Source organism: Propionibacterium sp. oral taxon 192 str. F0372 (genome assembly GCF_000413315.1).
Lineage (GTDB): Bacteria > Actinomycetota > Actinomycetes > Propionibacteriales > Propionibacteriaceae > Brooklawnia.
In genome coordinates this window covers 622,341-642,807 of record NZ_KE340297.1, presented here as the reverse complement: position 1 = coordinate 642,807, position 20,467 = coordinate 622,341, and the positions used below count along the sequence as shown (strand labels likewise).

Sequence of the window (20,467 nt, the reverse complement as noted above, 5' to 3'; positions counted from 1 at the left end):
GCAAGGCCGCCGACAGATGGGCTCGGATATTCTGACCGCGTGCTCCTCCATCTCATTCGCCACGGTCAGACCGATTCCAATGTGAATCACCTGCTGGATACCGCTCACCCAGGAGCACCGCTGAACTGGACCGGTCTCGGCCAGGCCGAGACCTTGGTGCAGCGACTGGCTGGGGCCGAGATTGAGGCCGTCTTCTCTTCCGACCTGGTGCGTGCCGTCCAGACCGCCACCCCGCTCGCCGCTGCTCGTGGGCTGGAGGTGGTGCAGGACCGCCGCTTCCGGGAGATCCCGGCCGGTGTCGAGGAGATGAACCCGGACTGGGACCGCTACACCAGGATGCTCCTACGATGGATCGAGGATATGGAGCACACCATCGAAGGCGGGGAATCCGGAAACCAGGTGCTGGCCCGCTTCGACGCGGGCGTGGCCGAGATCGCTAGCGTCCATCGCAGCGCCGTGATCGTTTCGCATGGGGCGATGCTGGGGGTGTGGCTCACGATGCGCGGTGGTGTGGATCCCTCGGTGGTCGGGCGCCTGGACAATACCGCAGTCATCGTTCTCGACGGTCACCCCGGTTCGGGGTGGGAGATCATCTCTCTGGCCGAACTCTGAGTCCTGCACCCTGTTTCCCGGCTTCATCAGACTCCAACTGCACCGGATTCCTGATGCCTCATCCCGGATGGGCTCGTCGTCGTGGGCTCGATATCAATGTCACCCATGGTGACCAGGTCACCTGATGCCTCATCCCGGATGGGCTCGTCGTCGTGGGTGCTGTGGTTATGGGCGTGCGTAATCCCCACGTGTCTGCTCGTCATTGCCCGGAACTCGGTGCTGCGGTAACCGAGAAGGTTGCTGCAGCACTAGGCCGGGATTCAGCGATCCTCGTGCATTAGGCTCACCAAGTCGTCGGCCATATCGGAGGTCATGATCTGAGCCACCGGCTTGGGCAGGGCGAAGCACCAGTTCGGGTAGGTGTCCACAGTGCCGGGCATGTTCGGGCGTTCCGGGACCATCGCGGCGTCGTCGATGTTGACCACCACGAGCACCGAGGGGGCGTCGGAGAGCAGCCGGTAGCGGGCAATGACCGCGGCCCGGATGTCGTCGGTGGTCATCGATTCCGGGGCACGGTCCGGGTTGATGTGCGAGAGCTCGGCCAGTGCCCGGCGGGTGCGTTCGACCTGCGCCCAGTCGGCGTTCTTGCCGATGCGTTTCAGGTCGCGCACATCGGAGTTGGTGAGCAGTCCGGCAACGGTCACCTGATCGTGAGTGGAGGATGTACCAACCCCGAGCACTGGGAACTCACTGACCGGAGTGCGCATCGCCGAGCGGTTGCCCAGCATGCCGATCGACTCCATGGTCTCGCGGACCCCGTCGGCGACGGTTCCCATATCCTCACCGACGATCCAAGCGTCGGCTCGCATCGCCTCAAGACGCAGGATGGCCAGCAGGGCGTCGACTGGGTAGTAGACGTAGACGCCGTCGGCAGCGCCTCCGCAGGTTGGCACCCAAAACAGCCGCCACAGTTGCATCACGTGATCCATGCGCAGTGAACCGGCGGACTGCAAACCGGCATGCACCATCTTGATGAAAGGCTCGAAATCTGATTTCACCAAGGAAGTCGGATTGAACGGGGGGAGCCCCCAGCGTTGCCCCTCGGTGTTGTGGGAATCCGGCGGGGCACCGATCTCGAAGTCGAATTCCAGGGAGTCCTGGAAGGCCCAGGCGTCGGCGGAACCTGCGTCGAAGCCGACGGCCAGGTCAGCGATGATATCCACCCCTGAGGAGCAGGCCTCGGCATATTGCACGGCGGCCACCCACTGGCACCAGATGTGGAAGCGGATCCGGGCGGCGTGCTCGGTGGCGAAGCGGGCCACTCCCGGTCCGTCGGGGGACTGGAGTTCGGCGGGCCAGCGACGCCAGTCTGGGTTCTGCTGGGCTTCGGTGATTGCCGACCACAGTCCCCAGCGTTGCAGCTCTGAGCCCTGGGCGGCCTCCCATTGGTTGAATTCGACGTTCGGGACGTCCTTGAGAGCTTCCCAGATGCGGTTGAGGGCCTCGTTTTTCAGCGCCCACACGGCCTTGCGATCGATGAGCCGCTGCTCATTGAGGGCGCGTCCTTTGGCATCAAGATCGGTTAGGTCAATTCGTTCGGCGCCGACGATTGCGCCCGGGGCGATGTGCAGGGTGTTGAGGAACAGCCGGGAGGCCGGGGAATAGGGGGAGGACTGCGGGTTAGGCAAAGGGGCGATGGCATGCACCGGGGAGACCTGCACACAGGATGCGCCCTGCGAGGCCGCGATGCGGGCGATCTGGGCTAGGTCGCGGAAATCGCCGATGCCCCAGGAATGCACCGAGCGGGTGGCATAGAGCTGGATTTGCCAACCCCAGCCGCGTGCTGGGGTTTTCAGGAATTCGGGGGCTGCGATGACGAACCGGCGAATCCCTTCGTCGGTGTACAAGATGTGGTAGCCAGGGGCGTCGACGACACCTTGGCACTGGAAGTGGAAGCCATCCTCCAAGATGAGTGTGCCGAACAGCTCAGGATGCCAGCGTCCCGGGGTGCACACGATGGGAGCGCCTTCCATGGGGCCCTCGGCCACCTCGGGGAAGGATTCCGTGATCTTCTCCAAGGTTGCGGTGGGAGTGTCTATCCATACCCCTTTGGTGTTGCGATAGCCGAAGGACACGCCTTGTGGCGCCAATTTGTCGATCAATTCCTGGCGGTGCTGATCGGTGCCGGAGTTGGTCATCAACCAAACCTTCCTGTGCATGCGGGCAGTGGGGCCTCCCCGTTGTTCATCGCCATTGTGCCTCAGCCCGACCGGCTTGCCGGTACGGTGTGGCAACCTCGTACGAGGTGTCCACCGTGCGGCTTGTACGGCTTAGGCGACGTGGACGCGGTTTAGCCGACGTGCGAAACGCCGGGGAAGGACCATGCGGCGTCGTGTGCGGTGGAGAGCCGTTAGGCTCGACGCATGTCCAAGCCTGTTGTTGAGCATCCCGGGGGTGCGGCCCCCACCGAACTGGTCATCATCGACGAGGTCGTCGGAGACGGCACCGAGGCCGCCGCCGGGTCACTGGTCGACGTCGATTACGTGGGTGTCGGTTTCGACTCTCACAAAGAGTTCGATGCATCGTACAATCGCGGCGAGCCGCTCAGCTTCCAGCTGGGGGTGGGGCAGGTCATCACCGGCTGGGATCAGGGCGTCCAGGGGATGAGGGTCGGTGGTCGCCGCAAACTGGTCATTCCTGGTTCGATGGCCTACGGTCCCCGCGGTATTCCCGGGGTCATCGGTCCCAATGAGGCCCTGATCTTCGTCTGCGAGCTGCGCGCGGTCAACTGACGCCCATACACGACGGGGCTCTCCAGCCATTGCGGCGGGGAGCCCTTCGCATCGTTGCCGATCGGTGAGTCCTGGTCAGCGACGCGAAGCCAGCATGATCTCGGTCAGCGACCACAGCCGTGCGGCTAGCTCATCGTTGGCGGCCTTCGGATGGGTGAACGACGGCGAACCGTTGACGAAATAGCGACCCGATGGATAGTTGAGCCCAGCCTTCTGGTCGGCGAAGCGGATCAGCTGCTTGGCACCGTCCTCGGGGGTAGCGAAGCCCCGGCGGGCCAGGGAGTAGAGCTTGCCGATCCGGTTCTCCTGACCGGTTGCGAAAGAGGAGTTAATCACCCCGGGGTGTAGCGAGATGGCCTTCAGCCCTTCGGCGTAGTAACGGTCATGGAGTTGGCGTGCGTGCAGGATCATCGCGAGTTTTGCGTTGCCGTAGGCGCGTTCGGGGGTCCATCCCTTGGTCAATTCCAGATCGTCGATCTTGAACCGTGACATCAGCCAGTGGGCCATTGAGGAGGTGTTGATGACCGTCGCCTGATTCTCTACCAGCCGTTCGGTGAGCAGGTCGGTGAGATACCAAGAGGACAGGTAATTGAGCTGGAAGGTCTTCTCGTGACCATCAATGGTGGTGGCACGCGGGGCCTCGAATGTGCCCCCGGCGTTATTCGCCAGCACCTCCATCTTCGGGTAGTTCGCCAGCAGCTCACCGGCGAGGCGTTCTACGTCGTCGAGGACCAAGAAATCGGCCAGGTGGTAAGGGGCACCGAGTGGCTCGGCGACCGCACGGGTGCGCTCGGGATCGCGACCTACCACGACGACGTAGTGGCCCATGGCGTGCAGTCGCTTGACGGCGGCGGCTCCGATGCCGTCGCTGGCCCCGGTGATGATGATCGTCTTCGGCATGGTAAAAGCCTACGTCGGGAGCTGGCCGGATGCGTGCCTGGGGCTGCGACAAGCCGCAGATGCGTGATGCCTGGCCCCTGGCTGTGGGTCTGGCTGGTCACGGGTCTGCTCGCTTGGAGCCCTAATGCTGGTGCTCGTTCATTGTGCTCGCCGAGGAGGTATTCCGCATCAGCCGGTGATGGCTGGGTAGACACTGCGCACAGGCCGTCGTGGCGCTCCGGTGTCATGGCACTGCGGCGCATACAGCCTGCTCAGTCAGGCATGTCGACGAACCGTGAGTAGTGGCCCTGGAAGGTGACCGGGATGGTGTCGGTGCGTCCGTTGCGGTGCTTGGCGATGATCAGATCGGCTTCACCTGGGCGGTTCTCCCGGTCGTAGACGTCCTCGCGGTGCAGCAGGATGACGATGTCGGCGTCCTGCTCCAGTGAACCTGACTCGCGCAGGTCGCTGAGCATCGGTTTCTTATCCGAACGGGTCTCCGGGCCACGGTTGAGCTGAGACAGCGCGACCACCGGGATATCGAGTTCCTTGGCGAGCAGCTTGATCTGACGGGAGAATTCCGAGACCTCCAACTGGCGGGATTCCACCTTCTTGCCAGAACTCATCAGCTGCATGTAGTCGATGACCACCATCTTGAGGTCGTTCTTCTGCTTGAGCCGTCGGGCCTTGGCACGAATCTCCATCATCGTCAGGTTGGGGGAGTCGTCGATGTACAGCGGGGCTTTCTCGAAAGAGGCCATCCGGTTAGCTATGCGATCCCAGCCGTTCTCATCCAGATGCCCGTTGCGGATCGACCCCAGCATCACCTGCGCCTCGGCCGACATCAGTCTCATGACGATCTCCGATTTCGACATCTCCAGCGAGAAGAAGGCTGTGGCCATGCCGTGCCTGATCGACGCCGCCCTGGCGAAGTCTAGGGCCAGGGTCGATTTGCCGACGGCCGGACGGGCCGCGATGATGATCATCTGGCCACCGTGTAGGCCGTTGGTGAGTTCATCGAGTGCGGAGAATCCAGTGGGCACCCCGCTGAGCCCGTCACCACGTGCGGTGATGGCCTCGATCTCGTCGTAGGTGGGTTGAATCAGTTCACCCAGCACCGTGTAGTCCTCTGACCTTTTACCCTCGGCGACGTCGTAGATGGTCTGCTGGGCGAGGTCGACGATGTCGGACACATCGCCTTGCCCCTGGTATCCGAGCTGGGCGATCTTGATCGATGCATCCACAAGGCGACGCAGAATCGCCTTGTCGTGGACGATTTTCGCATAGTAGGAGGCATTTGCGGCTACTGAGATGGAGGCAACCAACTCGATCAGGCCGACGTGTCCTCCTGCGCGGGTCAGTTCGCCGCGGCGCTCCAACTCAGCGGCGACGGTGACCGCATCGGCTGGCTCACCGTGCCCGTAGAGATCAATGATCGCTTGGTAGACCAACTCGTGGGCCGGGCGGTAGAAATCGGCGGGCTGGATGATCTCCAGCACCTCCGCGATGGCGTCTTTTGACGACAGCATCGCACCCAGCACCGCCTGTTCCGCAGTGAAGTCCTGGGGTGGGACGCGTCCAAGAGTGTCACGGCTTTCGTCGGGCGGAAGCTCGTCGTCGTACATGTCCTGCCTCCTGCTCCAGACCTATGATGCCGGACCTTTGAAAGGCATAACAGGGGCTACGAGATGCCCCGGCACCATCTTTCGCACGGGCAGTGTAACGATTTGATGAAGCAACGCCAACCCGACTTTTCCACAGGCTCTGTGGAAAACATTCAGGAGTTGGGGATTCACCTAGTGGGTCGGTGGACAAGTCTTGTGGACGACACGCCCGGGTGCGGAAAGGGCCGAAAAAACCTCGGCACGACTAGCCGATACAAATATGTATTGATTTTTTACTGAGATTTTCTCAGAGGGGTGGATGACGCAGGAGAGGTCAATGTCTTGATCCCCCAGTGGGCTCGTTGTCCACAGCCAGAGTCGGGGGATGTGGACAACTCCGCGGGTGATGTGGGGCGCAGGATGCGGTTCGAGGAGTGTGGAGCGGCGCCGGGGTCCCCGGTGTGCGGGTGTATCTCACCACCGCGCGTGGGCAAAGCTGCGGGGAGGGCGAGTACCGCAGGAGCCGGGGATTTCACCACCGTGCGCGGGCAGCCTCACGCATGGAGCAGGAAACGGTTGGCGAAATCGGTGGCCGGTCCCGTCGCGACCAGCAATGCGGTGAGAATGCGTGCCTGGGGAGCACTTAGCTCACCCGATGCGATGGCCCCGGCGTCCACCAGGTCGACGCCCCCACCGCTTGCGTAGACCGGAAAGACCGGCCCCCACGCGACCCGCGTCGACAGGACAACCGGGATGGAGGCCTTCGCGGCCCGGTGTACCGCGTCCACGAAATCGGGTCCGGCATTGCCGATGCCGGTACCTGCCAACACGATCCCGTCGGTCGGCTGATCCACCAAGTGGTGCATGATGTGGGCGGTCGCGCCCAGGAAACACGGCACGATCTCCACCCGGGTGGTATCGAACCGCTCATCGGGGGTGGGCAGTGCCGGGCGCCGTCGTGGCACGGCCAGCGGCTGCAGTTGGCCCCGCACCACACGGGCCACCAATGTATCTCCGGTGAAGGCATCCAATTCCCAGGTCTGCGTCTTGCGCACTCCGCGCGCGGCGTACACCTTTCCTGCGAAACAGACGAGCACCCCACAACCTCTCATCGCGGGATGGGCCGCCGTGACGACGGCATCGGTGAGGTTCATCGGGCCATCGGGTGTGGACGAATCCGCGGTGCGCTGCGCGCCGGTCAACACCACCGGTTTATCGCTGGTGTGCACCAGATCAAGGAAGAAGGCGGTTTCCTCCATGGTGTCGGTGCCGTGGGTGATGACCACCCCGGTGCATTCCTCGTCGGCCAGGGCTTGGTCCACGGCCTGCTTGAGGCGCCTCAGATCGGCGAAGGTGAGCAGGAAGCTCAGCGTGGTTAGCACGTCGCTGCTGCGCACGCTGGTCTGCTCGTTGATGCCCTGCACCAGCGTGGCTGCGCTGTCGGTGGCATTCGCCCCAGAACTACTGTCGGCCGAGCGTGAGGAAATTGTTCCGCCGGTGGCCAGGACATGGACTGTGGGCATCTCGGATTCTCCTCATTCAGACACGCAGGGGCCCTCGCTGGCCCCGCGTTTTCTAAGGGTAGGGCCATGCCGCGGTCGCGTCCATGTGGTTACAGCCAACCATTGCGTTCGGCGGTGCGGGCTGCCTCGGTACGGTTGCGGGACTGGGTTTTGGCGATCGCGCTGGATAGATAGTTACGCACTGTCCCCTCGCCTAGGTGCAGTTGTACCGCAATCCCGTGCGCGTCGGCTCCCCGGGCTGCCAGCCGCAGCACATCCTTCTCCCGGTCCGTCAACGGATTCGGGCCCAAAAGGACCGACTCTTGGGCCAAGGTCGGGTCGATAACCCGCAGCCCGGCATGGATCCGGCGAATCGCGTCGGCCAGCTGTTCCGGAGGGGTGTCCTTGACGAGGAAACCGCTTGCGCCGGCCTCCAGGGCCCGAGACAGATAGCCAGGCCGTCCGAAGGTGGTGACAATCAGGCTGCGGCAGGGAAGATGAGATGCGGTCAGGGCCGCTGCCGCGGCCAGCCCGTCACCATCGGGCATGTCGATGTCCAGTAGCGCGACGTCAACAGCGTACTGCCGGACGGATTCGACGACCTCGCTGCCGGTGCCGACCTGCGCGACCACCGCCAGGTCGGGCTCCAGCCCGAGAAGGGTGGCGAGGGCTCCACGCACCAAGGCTTGGTCGTCGGCGATGAGAAGGCGGATGGGGGTCGTCACAAAATCACCTCCAGTTCGGTCCCGGGGCCCTCGTCGGCCAGTTGGTGGGGTGCTGGGCTGGTGATAGTCATCGTGCCTCCTGCTGCCTTGACCCGGGCACCCAGACCGGTCAGACCGTTGCCATGGGAGGCATCGCCCATCCCACGTCCGTTGTCGGTCACCACTAGAAGCCCGGGGGATAGCCTCACCAGTACCTGCGTGGCTGCCGCATGCCGGACGGCATTCGTTGTCGCTTCCCGCAGCGCCCAGGCAAGTAACTCGCGTTGTGGTAGAGGGATGTCGGATGCCTCGCCGGTGATGGTGGCCTTGATATCGGCAGCAGCGAAGGCGGTTCGGGTGGCTTCGATCTGACTGGCAAGATCGGGGGTACGCAGCCGGGTTGCGGTTGCCCGCACGTCGGCCAGGGCCGCCCGGGACAGCGTGACGATCTCTGCCAGTTCCCGTTCTGCCGCGTCGGGGTCCCGGTGGATGAGTCGTTGTGCGACCTCCGCCTTGAGGGTTAGGACGGTCAGCGAGTGACCGAGGAGATCGTGCACGTTCCGGCCGATCTCCTCCCGTTCGGCAGCCGCTGCCTCGGCACGCAGTTGCCGGTTGCGCCGCAGTTCCTGCTCGGTTTCCAAGCGGCCCAAGAGAACGAATAAGACCGAGGCCGAAGATCCGAGCGATATCTGGAATACCCCAGGTTCGGATGAGCCCAGGCGAGCCAGAGCGACGCCGAGAACCATGAGCGTAAGAGCCCCGGTGATGCCAGTGCGTACCCGGGTGGTGTACAAGAAGAAGGCCGCGAAGAAGGGGACGAAGCACATGGCCCACCATTTGGCCGCCACCAGAGTGACGATGGTGAACAGGCTCATGTGCAGCAGTGGGGCGGCCAGCGGGGTGAGTTCCTCGCGCAGCCCCGTGTCCGGGGTGAATCGCTCCAGACTGGGGGAGCGGTTCACTCCGATGATGTAGACGCAGGCGAAGCCGATGAAACCGGCGGCTCCGACGGCCTTCGCCCATGCCGGGTGCGGGGAGAGCAGGAAGGCGGCTGCCGCGGGAAGCAGGAGCACCACCCACATGGAGGAGAACCAGTCGATGCCGAGTCGGCCTCGTCGGCTGCGGCTCCTTGGCCAGGACTCGGAGACGGTTTCTGTTGTGCTGTTCATCGCCTCAGCGTCACTCGGCGACGGGAGACCATGCAGATAAGACCCAGCAGGAGTGTCCACGCCAGCAAGTTGACCACGGGAATCCACAGGGATTCATCGATGGGACCGGTGGCGGTGACGACCATGTTTTCCAGGATGGGGCGCTGGGCGAGCATCGCGGCCCCGTAGAGCGGGGTCCAGTGGGCGAGGGTGAATAGGAAACCACCTATCGGCATGAAGATATTAGCGAGGAAGGCCCACACCGATACCGATGCGGTGGCCGTGCCGACCGCGCCTTGGGTCGGGAACCACATGCCAATGGCCATCCCGTACAGGGCGAATGGGATGGCGGGAAGCAGGCACAGGATGTAGGAGGCGGCCCAGATGCCTGGGCTGTCGCATGCAGCGCCGGTGATGAATCCGGCTGCGAAAATGAGGGTGACGGGGATCAGACACAGCAGGATCGCGCTGCCTGCCTTGACCAGGTAGTAGGAGCGGATGCCGCCGGGGGACAGTGCCATTTGTCGTCCCCAGCCGTCGGTCAGTTCGGTGGCACACGTGCCGGAGAGAGCTGTTGCAGCTATGGCGGTGGAGAAGGCTGCCATATTGACCATGACGACGGCGGAGACTGTGCCGTTCCCGGCGTCAATGTCGCCGTATTCCGTCATGGCACCGAACATGAGGTAGAAGGCCAGAGGCATGATGACGACGAAGATGATCGTGTCGATTCGCAGCAGGCTGTTGCGCAGTTCGGTACGCACATAGGGCAGCAGACTGGGGCGTTTGATGCCGGGCCGGGGCGTAGTGGCTTGGTGGGTTGCTGTGGCAGTCATGGAATTCGTTCCTCTATGTGTCATGAATGATGCTACGGGGTGGGGCGTGATCAGCAGGCTGGTCCGGCCTCGGCGGATTCGTCGACCAGCTCGGCGAAGATGTCGTCGAGGCTGAGTGCGGTGATGCCCAGATGGTGTGTGGGGGTTGAGGTCAGTAGGAGGCGGGCGACGTCGTCGGGCTTGGTGGTGCGGATCTCGGCGTGTTCTCCGTGCAGGTGAGCGGTGAGGATGGAATCGGCGACGGGGGCCAGGGCCTGATGGAGTGCGTCGGTGCCGTCGAGCCCCGGCCAGGTTGCGGTGATGATGGTCCCCTCACCCAGTGCACGGACTTCATCGACCGATCCGGAGGCGACGATCCGGCCCTTGTTGATGATGACGATCCGGTCGGCGAAATCCGAGGCTTCTTGCAGGTAGTGGGTGGCGAAGAGAACCGATTTGTCGGCCCCGGCGCGTTCGCGGATGGCTGACCAGAACAGGCGGCGTGCGGTGACGTCCATCCCTGCGGTGGGTTCATCAAGGACCAGCACGTCGGGGTTGCCCAGCAGCGCCAGTGCCAGGCGCAACCGTTGGCGTTCTCCGCCGGAGCATTTGGACACCTTGCGCCCGAGGATGGGAGACAACCCGGTGAGTTCGGTGACCGCTGGGATGTCATGGCGGGCCCCGCGCATCGCGGCGACGACATCCACCGTTTGGCGCACCGTGTAGTCGGGCAGCAGACCGCCTTCCTGGAGGATCGCGCCGGTGAACAGTTTCCTGGCTGCCTGCACCGGATGGTGGCCGAAGACCTGGACGGTTCCGGCGTCGGGCTTGGTGAAGCCGAGGATGACATCCAAGGACGTCGATTTGCCTGCCCCATTGGGGCCGAGGAATGCGGTGATCTCCCCAGGGCGTAGGGCCAGGTCGATGCCGTCGACGGCACGCACCGTGCCGAAGCATTTCACGAGTCCCTGCACGTCGACGGCGAGAGGCATTCTTGCTTCGGATGAGTCGTTGCTGGCTTGGGTAGGGGCGCTGTTGGCCTGATTGGATGCGGGTTTATTCGTTGTCATGATCCAAGGCTCTCCGGCAATGGCCGCACCGGGTACTGAGCGTTGTCATCGATCGGGTATGACAGGTGTCATCATTGCGGGTGAACCAATGGATCTTTGCCTGGAGAAGCCCTGTGCTTGTTATTTGGTGGGGGTGATGGTTCCTGTGGTGGCTGGGTTGAGCATGCCGCTTGCTTGGAGGGTGGTGAGTTTGTAGGTGAGGTTGGTGCCGTCTTGTGAGTAGAAGTCTAGTGTCATTGCTTGGTTGATGTCGATGCCTGCTTCGGCGAGTCGGTCGGCGACGATGTTTACCAGATTGGGGTCAAAGTTTGATAGGTGGAATGGTTGTTCGTTGTATGCGGGTAGACCTCCACAGCCGACGTTGTATGTGGTGATCTCGGTGGCTGAGGACCGCATGGTGGGCATACAGGACTCACCCTGGGCGTTGATGGTTTTTGGGCCGTAGGCGTCTTGGTTTTCTGGTCTGCCGAAACTCAACGTCCAATCGACCATGACGCCTCCGGGAAGCATCTTGTCATACACGCGTGCTAACTGGGCCACATGATCAGGATTCCTGACATCCGGGCCCTCCACCAAACTCTCACCATCAAGCACCGAACTACCCACAATATAATCTTCTCCGCCTCGCCCAACAGGAGAACAATAAGCTTGCTCCAGCACCGAACCAGAAACCGAAACATCAAAATGTAATGTCACGAGATCGCAGTCGGTGCGTCCCTCGGCCAGCTTCTGCCGACGTGCCTCCAATGCCGAAACATCAAAATCCGAAACTGGCCTCTTGCTAGCCAATGATGGGCCGCCCCACTCTTCGGCTCTTAGCTGATTGTCTCTATCTGCCACTAGCCTCATTGGTTTGCCGTCATAGTCCGCGTAAAGAACAGTAAGATTGTATGAGATGCGACTGGTGTGAGATGTGATGTATCCTCCGTAGATGTCTGTTACGTGGAAGTGTTCGATGATCGATGAAAACTGGTCTGGTATGGAAGGCCCGTTTGACGCATCATCGGTGTGACATCCTGCAAGAACCATCAACATGACTACCGCCGTCATCAAACTCCACGTACTTTTGAAAACCCTGCGCATGATGACCTCCCAAAAAACCTCTATTACCCATCAGCCATGTCGAGTAGAAAGCCATCACCAGCCGTCTTTGATGTGTGGGTCGGTGTTGTCTGTGATGATGGCGCAGGTTTGTGGGTCTGTGTCGACTGTGGTGGTGCTGTTGTAGTCGGTCAGGGATTGTTGGTGTTGTTTCGCAGCCTCCACGGCCGCTATGAGCTTATCGCCAGCCTCAACGGCCAACCTCTTCCACGCCTGACCCTCATCATCGACGATACGGATCGACGCCCGCAACTGAGCCAACTCATACACCATACGAGACGTCCTCTGATACAAACTAGCCTGAAAAAGCTCATTATTCGACATGGCCTCGTATTTTACGTGCAGCCTATTCACATCGACCTCAAGAAGTCCTTTGAGATTATCGCGGTCTGGAAGGTTGTTGCCTGGTGTGCGTTCTTTGATGGTGTTCCATATTGCTGAGCTGAGGAGGGCTTGGATGTTGCTGACTGCCTCGGTCATTGCCTTGCAGTTGTCCATCAGATCGGCCAGGGAATCCAACCAGGCCGCCTTACGCAAGACATTAAGCCGATACGCCTCGGCACCATCACCTTCCCAACCCTCGATCACCTTCAACGTCTGAATCTCCTCAGCAACCTCCCGGTAACCAGAAGCGATCTGCTTCCACTCCACGAACGGGCCCTCCATATTCGGCACGATCGCATCACCAGTCTCAATCCACGACCCCAACTCCCCAGCATGCTCGGCAGGCACCCGCAACGGATTATTCTCACACACCAACCTCGAACCCACCACCGACGCCAACTCGTCATACACCTGCTGCTCAATCACCGCGAACCTGGCATCAGTACCCTTCGCATCATAATTATCCGTGAAATACCACGACCGCTTGATACAACTACGCGCAATATCCGCCTCCAAACGATCATTCTCCACCACACAATTCACCATCGCACACAACAACGCAACCGCACCCTCAATATCACCACCCTCAAACACCGAAACCGGACCACACGAATCCGTGAAAACCTGCCGAGGCATAAACGTCACCTTTCTCCTGATGAGCCTGCAATGCCGGTATTTTGATCCTCGGTGCTTGTGTAATCCATCGAAGACCTCCTCAGGTCCGACGACACATCCGAGAGCGAGGTACCTGCCGATGTTCCTTGTTCTTGAGCCGTTCCCTGCGCGGAACCGTAAGCCTGCCTGGGGGCATCCACCCGGCCGAATTTGATCGAATCAGGCAACCCTGCGACGCGTTGGTTCAACTCCGAAATCCGGGCAGACAGGTCTCCCCACCTCGCCGAGGAAACATCCAATTGCTCGGCCGACACCTGGAAGTCCCCACCCGCCGAGCCGTGAGAATCCGGTATCGTCACGGCCCCCGGCCCGGTTGATGGCTGCTCGCCGCTGGGCGCACCTGGTGTTCCACCCGAAGAGGTCACACCACCCACTGCGGCACCCGGTGCTCCCGCACTACCGCCCGTCGACGGGGCTCCGGAGGGTGGGTGCACCCCCGTTCCACCCGATGACCCCGGGCCCCACGAGGCACCGTCCCCGCTGCCCGGTGAATCAGATGACCCACTGCCAGATGATCCTCCACCACCCGAACTCCATCGTCCCGTCGCAGGATCGTAGTACTGGCCGGTGACTGGGTTGTGGTATCTACCCGTCGCCGGATCCCACGTGCCGAATTTCTCGACGAATCCCGGATCCGACGGCGACCAGGGCCGTCCCGTGGCGGGGTTGACTCCGAACCCGAACTCCGAGCCGTTACCCGCGGCGACCGTTCCGCCAGAACCGCCCGGCAGACCACCGATCCCGGCCACTCCCGCGCCATCGGGCGCAACTCTTCCCGTGCCGAGAGGCGCGGTGCCGCCCGTGCTCACCGGCCCGATTCCGGTGCTTCCCGAACCAGCGATTCCGCCAGCCAGCGGGTTGTGCCCGGTGCCAACCCGCTCGCCCCGGCTCTCGCTGCGGCAGAACCCGGACCGGGCACCGCCCCACCGTTCCCAGCGCCGCCGACCATTGGCGGCATCATGCCGGTGCCAGCAGCATCCTTGTTATTCGGCTTGTGGTGCCTGCCCGGGTTGATGAGCTCCTCGGGAAGCTCCAGATCAACCAGCAGATCATCGGTGTCGGCCCGGTAACCGGAATGATCAGCAGTGGCGGCACGTTGTGGCCCTGTGGCACTGACATCGAACGGATTCACGGCCATGGATCATCCTTCCGGAGGGGCGAGTGACGCAGTCATCATCACCCACAACCGGGTCACCTTGGCGCGCTATCCCCAGAAAAAACTGAATACAGTACTGTATTCAACTCGAAGAAAAACCTTCCTCAAACAGCCATTTTGGCTGCTCAGGGCTTGATTCCATTTTGTGCCGTAGCCAACAGACTGCGTGTTATTTGATCATGTTCCCGGGCCAGCAATTCCCGTTCCCCAAACTCCACGTACGGCTTCACATATCGGCTCATCGCGTCTCGGTAGGCAGTCATCACTCCGTTAGCGATCTCGCTCGCCCGCACCGGACCGTCTAGCCACTCCTCCTCGAAAGTTACTCCGGCGGGGTTGCCGAACATCCCGACGTACAGCTTCACCGCACCGTCGTAGTCCGTGCCAACGGCCCCATCGCCCACCCAACGCGTCGGGGGCAGGCTCTCATCAAGCTCCGCCAGCTTGGCATCGACGGCCGCATGATCTGCTTGCGCCCGCCGAAGGGTGTCCCAGCTGAGCGGGCCGTCGTAGGGCTTGGCGGGCAGCGGTTCAGGGAACGGCAGGGTGTGTTTGCCCGTCAAGCAGACGATATTCACCGTAAAGAATGTCGCGAGGAAGGCCTGCGCGAGGGGGCCTCCTTTCACCTTCTTCCGCCAGTTCGCCGACACCCATACCTTTTCCAGGTGCCCATCCTCGTCGGTCCAGATTCGCACAGAACCTGTGCCGTCACGGAATCCCCTGGAAAAGTCCCATTCCTCTGCCGGTTCTTCTGGTTTTTCCTCCGGCTCTTCGAGCCCGAAAGATGGTGGTTTCAAGAACTCGTCATCCGGGTCAACCACCCAGCCCTCGTCTGGTCTCATATTTTCCTCCCATTGACGCCGATTGATTCCACGAGGCCAAGGCCCCTACGACCTGCGGACCGATTACCCCTGACCATTCGGTTCAATGCGGCTCCTGATCACCGGGGAAGATCGGGGTGTCCGGTACGGGATCGCTACCGTCACTCTACCCATACCCGCATGAGATGCTCCCACAGAACCTGATGCCCCTCGTGGCTCGGGTGTACTCCATCGGCCAGTAAATCCGTGCGACCCGCCAGGGGCTCCCACATATCGACGAAGACCCGGCCGGTACGTTCACATAATCCAGCGAGCGATTCCCGGTAACACTGCAACGTCGCGGTCTCGACCCGAAGCCCCATTTCCGTACCGATGCGCTGCTCATCGAACCATGTTGGGCCCAGCACCACCACCCGACGCCCATCGCCTTCATGGGCGAGGCATAACTCCTCCATGCCAGTGGTCAGGTGCTTCGGGGTCTCACGGGTCCCACCGATTCCGGCAATGTCGTTGATCCCTGCACCGATCAGCACGGTGTCTACCTCCCGCACCCGGCACTCGGCGGGGGAATACCGCCTCATGCCCAGCAGGGTCGCCCCCGGGATCGCCAGATTCCACACGCGGCGCCCGGGCAGCCCTGCGCCCAGATGGTGCTCGGCGAGCCGGGCTGCCCACCCACCTGCCGGATCATTGCGGCCATACGCAATCGAATCACCGGTGACGGCGATGCGGACCGCGGCGATCATTGCGACTGGCCCATCAAAACCCACAGCATGCTGCAGACCTCACGGTCGAGATTATCCAGCCCGGTCATGGCACAACAGTAGGCGCCGGTCTCACAAGATGATCATATTGGCCTGCCGATGAGCCAATCCGTCGTCCAGCAATCCGTCAAGAGCCCGCCTAGCTTGGGCGGTGTCGCAAGCCCACGCTCCCAACAGGGTCTGCTCATCGACGCCCACCTCACTGTGCCGCAGCACCTCCAGCAACCGGCCCCGGGCCTGCCGGTCGGTGCCCGCATAGGTCTGGCGACGTCGCGGCGGGCCATCATGGGCCGGATACCCGGCAGCTGCCCACCGGCAGTGATCCGCAACCGGGCACGATGAACAATCCGGTGACGAGGCTGTGCACACCAGCGCCCCCAGTTCCATTGAGGCCGCAGCCCACCGGGATGCGGTCGCGTCGTCGCCGGGTAGCCACTGTGCGGCAAGCCGCCGCTCTGCGGCCGTCGTGGCGTTGGCCGGATACTGAACGCCGGTCTCAATGCGGGCTAGTACCCGACGCACATTGGTATCCAGCACCAGCGCGCGGCGACCGAAGGCAAAACAAAGCACCGCCCCCGCCGTGTATTCGCCGACCCCGGGCAGGCCGAGCAACGCCTGCAGATCGCTGGGCACGACCCCACCATGGCCTTCGACGATTGCCTCGGCTGCCGCGTGCAACCGCAGCGCCCTGCGCGGATATCCCAGTCGGCCCCAAGCCAGTACGGCTTCCCCGGTGGTGGCCTGGGCGAGTGCGGCGGGCGTCGGCCAGCGGTGCATCCACTCCCGCCACGGTCCGATGACCCTGGCCACCGGGGTCTGCTGGGACATGAACTCGCTGACCAGCACACCCCACGCCGAGGTGCCCGGCGCCCGCCAGGGAAGATCGCGGGCAGCCCCATCGAACCAGGAATTCACCAAGCTGATGACCAAACAGCGTCCGGGATCGTCGAAGCGGGACACACGAGGCATGTGACCAGCCTGCCAGCAGAACCGGGCACATAGGATTGACACCCGGTAGCCGGACTACGCAACCAGCAGCCGTTTTCCCGGCCCAACTTCTTGTCATGATCGCCGACGGTGACCCAGAAGGACATGAAGAAGATGAAGGACACACCCCTTGTGCATGATGGCCCAGACCAGCACGCCCCCGATACCGCGAAGCCGCCGCTTCGGCAGGGTATCGGGCTGTTGTGGTCATACACCCGACCCCGCCTGCGCACGGTACTCGCCGGTGTGCTGTTGGGGCTGTTCGCGACGGCTGTCACGATGGCCACGCCGATGGCGACCAAGTGGGTGATCGACGCGCTGTCGGCTGGTTCCGACTTGGGAACCCCGGTGGCCATCTTGGTGGGGTTGCTGATCATCGGCATGATCGCCGGCTTTGCGCAGTCGATGCTGCTCGGCCGCCTCGCGGAAGGCATCGTGCTCGACGCCCGGACCACCCTCATCGAGCGCTGTTTTCGTTCGAAACTAGAGCAGATCCAGCAGTTCCGTGTCGGGGAACTGGTCACCCGGGTGACCAGCGATACCGTGCTGCTGCGTGAGGCGACCACCTCAAGCATCGTGCAGCTCGTCAACGGCACCGTCTCCCTGGTCGCAACCATCGTGCTCATGGCCGTCCTCGACTGGAAGCTGCTGATAACCACACTTGTTGCGCTGGCCGTGATCGGTGTGGGCATCGCCATCTTGCTGCCACGGATCGGCCAGGCAGAAAAGCAGGCCCAGGACTCCCTCGGCGAACTCGGCGCGAGTCTCGGTGGCGGAATCCGGGCGCTGCGCACCGTGAAGTCCAGCCGGGCCGAGGCCCGGGAAATCGCATGGGTCGGAGAGAAGGCCGCCGACACCGCACGGTATGCGATTCGTTCGGTGCGTTACGGGTCCCTGGTTGGGATGCTCGCGGGCGGTGGCACGCAACTCGCTGTCATCGTGATCCTCGGGTTGGGTGCCGCACGCGTCGCCAGTGGTGATCTCACGGTCTCCACCCTGGTCGCCTTCCTGCTCTATGCCTTCAACATCGTCGAGCCGATCGTCTCCTTGGCAGGAGCCTTCTCCTCGGTGCAATCCGGGCTCGCCGCGGCCGCGCGCATTCACGAGACCAATCACCTGGAACTGGAGGATACCCATTCCCGGCCAGCAGTCACGGTGCGTCCACATCCTCATCCCAGTGTCCCGCTCATCGCCCTTCGCGACGTGACCGCGGGCTATCTGGACGCAAGTGCCCCCGCGCTCAACCGGGTCAACCTGGAGATCCCACGTGTTGGTCACATCGCCCTCGTCGGCCCATCTGGAGCTGGGAAGACGACGGTTTTCTCGCTGGTACTGCGTTTCTTGGATCCCAGTAGCGGGCGGCTCGAACTCGATGGCATCTCCTATGAGCAGCTGAGCATCGATGAGGTGAGATCCCGCATCGCATATGTCGAGCAGGAGACCCCGGTCATCCCGGCCAGTGTGCGGCACAACGTGTGCTTCCGGGTTCCCGATGCCACTGACGCAGAGGTCTGGGATGCGCTGGAGGCCGTACGGCTTGCCGATAGGATCCGGTCCCTGCCAGCCGGGCTAGACACCCTGGTGGCCGAGACCAACCTCTCAGGCGGGGAACGTCAACGCCTCGCGGTGGCCAGAGCACTGGTGCGCCGCCCCGGCCTGCTGCTGCTCGACGAGGCCACTGCACAACTCGACGGAACTACCGAGGCAGCCATTCACCAAGTCATCGCCGAGGCCGGGAGGACGGGAACCGTGGTGACCATCGCCCACCGGCTGTCCACTATCGTCGATGCCGACCAGATCATCGTGCTTGACAAAGGAACTGTGCGCGACACCGGAACTCACCAGGAACTTATTGCCCGGGATGATCTTTACCGGGAGTTCGTTTCCGCCCTGCGCATCAGCACCGAGATACTCGAGGACGCCTGATCCAGGCCGGACAGTCACTCGGGCCGGGCCCGCACCTTGCACAGGTCGTCGTCGCAGCGGTCCATCGCGCCCCGGCGGCTACTCGGACACCCACCCCTTCCATGACGTGCATGAATGTGCTCAGCGGGGTAGGGCTCTTCGGTAGGGTTCTGCGCGCACCATTAGGCTCATGACCCCTCGGATCGGGCGGGCAGGTGGCCGAATAGACTCGGCGCGTGACAACCAACCCCTCCGTTCGTTCCCGGCATGCCCACCGTCGCAAGAGATGGTGGCAGCGGATGCTGGACTACTCGCAGGCTCAGGTACGCAACGGATTGCTCAGGGTATCCGGAGCATTCATCCCCAATCTGCAGGCAGCCGTTTTGGCGACCGCATCTTTCATGCTGTGCTGGAAAGTTCTCGGCATGGTCAACCCGATCTTCGCACCCATCGTCACCTATCTGTGCATGGGTTTTTCTCGCAACCGTCAGCCTCGCAAGGTCATCGAATTTGGGATCGGGGCCTCCGCAGGGGTGTTCCTGGGCACAATCGTCACCCACAGCTTTGGGTTCGGATGGTGGCAGATGTTCCTGCTGCTGCTCATCGGACCGCTCATCGGGCGGTTCATCGACCGCAGCGACATCGTCACCTTTCAAACCGGGATCAACGCCATCGTGTTGGCAGCGATCATCGGCATCAATGCCCAAGAAGAGCAATTCAGCGTTATCGAGCGGCTCGTACCGGCGATCATCGGTGCCCTGGTCGCGCTCATCGCCACTGCATTGATCCCGAGCAACATGGTGTCCCGGCCCCGGCGCTACATCGCCTTCGCGATCGGTGAGTGCTCCCGGGCCTTGCGGCGGATGTCCAAGGCTGTCTTGGACGGCAACCCGGCCGAACTGTCCAAACTGCGAGGCCTGCTGGCTGCCATCCGTGAACTGCTCAGCGATGCAGGACAGGCCCTCACCTGCGCGAAAGATACCGCATCCATCAAATGGCGTTCCAGGGGGACCCGCGCCGAACTCATCGAACTCCAGCGGATGCTTGAACTCACCGAACGCATGCATACCACCTTGTCGATGCTGCAACGGCAGTCTCGTGGCATGACTGCGGAGATCGGATCGATTCCGGAACTGGCCAAGGTGATGTGGCATGTCGCCGACCTGCTCGAAAGGGTTTCCGAAGGAATCCGCAACTGGGAGCGACCCACTGGTGCCCGCGACGAGGCCGTCGCCCTGGCTGGTGAATTACGCCCCATCTCCTACATCACCGATGACGAGGACTGGCGCTCGGCGACCCTGGTCTCCCTAGTGCGGGCCCTGGTCGTTGATCTGCTCGAACTAACGGGTTTGTCGATGACCCAGGCCAGGGGGATGCTCGCTGATACCGGCGAATTTGATCCGATCGAGGACCCCGATGCCACCTCCGTGGAGATGCCGTCGGTGATGTGGGGTACCGAGGAGCTTCCGGCCGTGTGCGACGAATCCTGCATGGATGATCGCTCGTTGCCGGTTGATTCGCACTCGGATGATGATTCTTCCCCGGGCAATGACAGGCCTCAGCCCTGAGCGCCGGAACCCCGTGGGTGACCTGGCGCTCAGGGCTGAAGAG

Annotated in this window: 20 protein-coding genes; 4 read left to right on the top strand and 16 right to left on the bottom strand. The window is 62.5% G+C overall.

Annotation, left to right across the window (positions count from 1 at the left end):
- Positions 1-39: 39 nt before the first annotated feature.
- Positions 40-612: a histidine phosphatase family protein gene (locus tag HMPREF1531_RS02950; RefSeq protein ID WP_016668412.1), complete on the top strand. Its 573-nt coding sequence runs from the start codon at positions 40-42 to the stop codon at positions 610-612.
- A gap of 26 nt (positions 613-638) precedes the next feature.
- Here the strand turns inward: HMPREF1531_RS02950 and HMPREF1531_RS13825 are convergent, their stop codons facing one another.
- Positions 639-800, bottom strand: a complete 162-nt coding sequence (locus HMPREF1531_RS13825; protein WP_198010972.1) for a hypothetical protein — start codon at positions 798-800, stop codon at positions 639-641.
- Between the two features lie 72 nt (positions 801-872).
- Complete coding sequence (malQ, locus tag HMPREF1531_RS02945; protein ID WP_016668410.1) at positions 873-2,750, bottom strand: 4-alpha-glucanotransferase; 1,878 nt, start codon at positions 2,748-2,750, stop codon at positions 873-875.
- A 225-nt stretch (positions 2,751-2,975) separates the two neighbouring features.
- Here malQ and HMPREF1531_RS02940 point away from each other — a divergent pair, with 225 nt between their 5' ends.
- A complete protein-coding gene (locus HMPREF1531_RS02940) occupies positions 2,976-3,344 on the top strand; it encodes an FKBP-type peptidyl-prolyl cis-trans isomerase (protein ID WP_016668409.1) in 369 nt (122 codons plus the stop codon).
- A gap of 75 nt (positions 3,345-3,419) precedes the next feature.
- On the opposite strand, the gene HMPREF1531_RS02935 is transcribed toward HMPREF1531_RS02940, so the two are convergent.
- The 14 genes from HMPREF1531_RS02935 to HMPREF1531_RS02875 form a co-directional block, all read right to left on the bottom strand.
- Positions 3,420-4,244: an SDR family NAD(P)-dependent oxidoreductase gene (locus HMPREF1531_RS02935; RefSeq protein ID WP_016668408.1), complete on the bottom strand. Its 825-nt coding sequence runs from the start codon at positions 4,242-4,244 to the stop codon at positions 3,420-3,422.
- Positions 4,245-4,495: 251 nt separating this feature from the next.
- A complete protein-coding gene (dnaB, locus tag HMPREF1531_RS02930) occupies positions 4,496-5,848 on the bottom strand; it encodes a replicative DNA helicase (RefSeq protein ID WP_016668407.1) in 1,353 nt (450 codons plus the stop codon).
- A 533-nt stretch (positions 5,849-6,381) separates the two neighbouring features.
- Positions 6,382-7,350 carry an asparaginase gene (locus tag HMPREF1531_RS02925; RefSeq protein ID WP_016668406.1) on the bottom strand — a complete coding sequence of 323 codons (969 nt, stop codon included), beginning with the start codon at positions 7,348-7,350 and terminating at the stop codon, positions 6,382-6,384.
- Positions 7,351-7,439: 89 nt separating this feature from the next.
- Positions 7,440-8,054, bottom strand: coding sequence for a response regulator transcription factor (locus HMPREF1531_RS02920; RefSeq protein WP_016668405.1), 615 nt, complete (start codon positions 8,052-8,054; stop codon positions 7,440-7,442).
- Positions 8,051-9,202: a sensor histidine kinase gene (locus HMPREF1531_RS02915; protein WP_016668404.1), complete on the bottom strand. Its 1,152-nt coding sequence runs from the start codon at positions 9,200-9,202 to the stop codon at positions 8,051-8,053. The genes HMPREF1531_RS02920 and HMPREF1531_RS02915 overlap by 4 nt, the downstream gene beginning before the upstream one ends.
- Entirely contained in the window at positions 9,199-10,014 is an 816-nt protein-coding gene (locus tag HMPREF1531_RS02910; RefSeq protein WP_016668403.1) for a hypothetical protein, read from the bottom strand. The genes HMPREF1531_RS02915 and HMPREF1531_RS02910 overlap by 4 nt, the downstream gene beginning before the upstream one ends.
- A 50-nt stretch (positions 10,015-10,064) precedes the next feature.
- Positions 10,065-11,063 carry an ABC transporter ATP-binding protein gene (locus tag HMPREF1531_RS02905; RefSeq protein WP_016668402.1) on the bottom strand — a complete coding sequence of 333 codons (999 nt, stop codon included), beginning with the start codon at positions 11,061-11,063 and terminating at the stop codon, positions 10,065-10,067.
- Between the two features lie 120 nt (positions 11,064-11,183).
- Positions 11,184-12,146, bottom strand: a complete 963-nt coding sequence (locus HMPREF1531_RS13530) for a hypothetical protein (protein WP_016668401.1) — start codon at positions 12,144-12,146, stop codon at positions 11,184-11,186.
- Positions 12,147-12,200: 54 nt separating this feature from the next.
- Positions 12,201-13,184 carry a hypothetical protein gene (locus HMPREF1531_RS02895; RefSeq protein WP_036897060.1) on the bottom strand — a complete coding sequence of 328 codons (984 nt, stop codon included), beginning with the start codon at positions 13,182-13,184 and terminating at the stop codon, positions 12,201-12,203.
- A 5-nt stretch (positions 13,185-13,189) separates the two neighbouring features.
- On the bottom strand, positions 13,190-14,032 hold the full coding sequence (locus HMPREF1531_RS13525; RefSeq protein WP_016668399.1) for an OCRE domain-containing protein: 843 nt from the start codon (positions 14,030-14,032) through the stop codon (positions 13,190-13,192).
- Positions 14,029-14,361 carry a hypothetical protein gene (locus HMPREF1531_RS02890; protein WP_016668398.1) on the bottom strand — a complete coding sequence of 111 codons (333 nt, stop codon included), beginning with the start codon at positions 14,359-14,361 and terminating at the stop codon, positions 14,029-14,031. The genes HMPREF1531_RS13525 and HMPREF1531_RS02890 overlap by 4 nt, the downstream gene beginning before the upstream one ends.
- A gap of 143 nt (positions 14,362-14,504) precedes the next feature.
- Complete coding sequence (locus HMPREF1531_RS02885; protein WP_016668397.1) at positions 14,505-15,221, bottom strand: hypothetical protein; 717 nt, start codon at positions 15,219-15,221, stop codon at positions 14,505-14,507.
- Between the two features lie 140 nt (positions 15,222-15,361).
- Positions 15,362-15,946, bottom strand: a complete 585-nt coding sequence (locus tag HMPREF1531_RS02880) for an SGNH/GDSL hydrolase family protein (protein ID WP_156860148.1) — start codon at positions 15,944-15,946, stop codon at positions 15,362-15,364.
- Between the two features lie 90 nt (positions 15,947-16,036).
- Positions 16,037-16,933 carry an A/G-specific adenine glycosylase gene (locus tag HMPREF1531_RS02875; RefSeq protein ID WP_016668395.1) on the bottom strand — a complete coding sequence of 299 codons (897 nt, stop codon included), beginning with the start codon at positions 16,931-16,933 and terminating at the stop codon, positions 16,037-16,039.
- A gap of 132 nt (positions 16,934-17,065) precedes the next feature.
- On the opposite strand from HMPREF1531_RS02875, the gene HMPREF1531_RS02870 reads away from it, so the two are divergent.
- Both HMPREF1531_RS02870 and HMPREF1531_RS02865 read left to right on the top strand, forming a co-directional pair.
- Positions 17,066-18,877: an ABC transporter ATP-binding protein gene (locus tag HMPREF1531_RS02870; protein ID WP_016668394.1), complete on the top strand. Its 1,812-nt coding sequence runs from the start codon at positions 17,066-17,068 to the stop codon at positions 18,875-18,877.
- A gap of 215 nt (positions 18,878-19,092) precedes the next feature.
- Entirely contained in the window at positions 19,093-20,424 is a 1,332-nt protein-coding gene (locus HMPREF1531_RS02865) for an FUSC family protein (RefSeq protein ID WP_156860147.1), read from the top strand.
- Positions 20,425-20,467 lie beyond the last annotated feature (43 nt).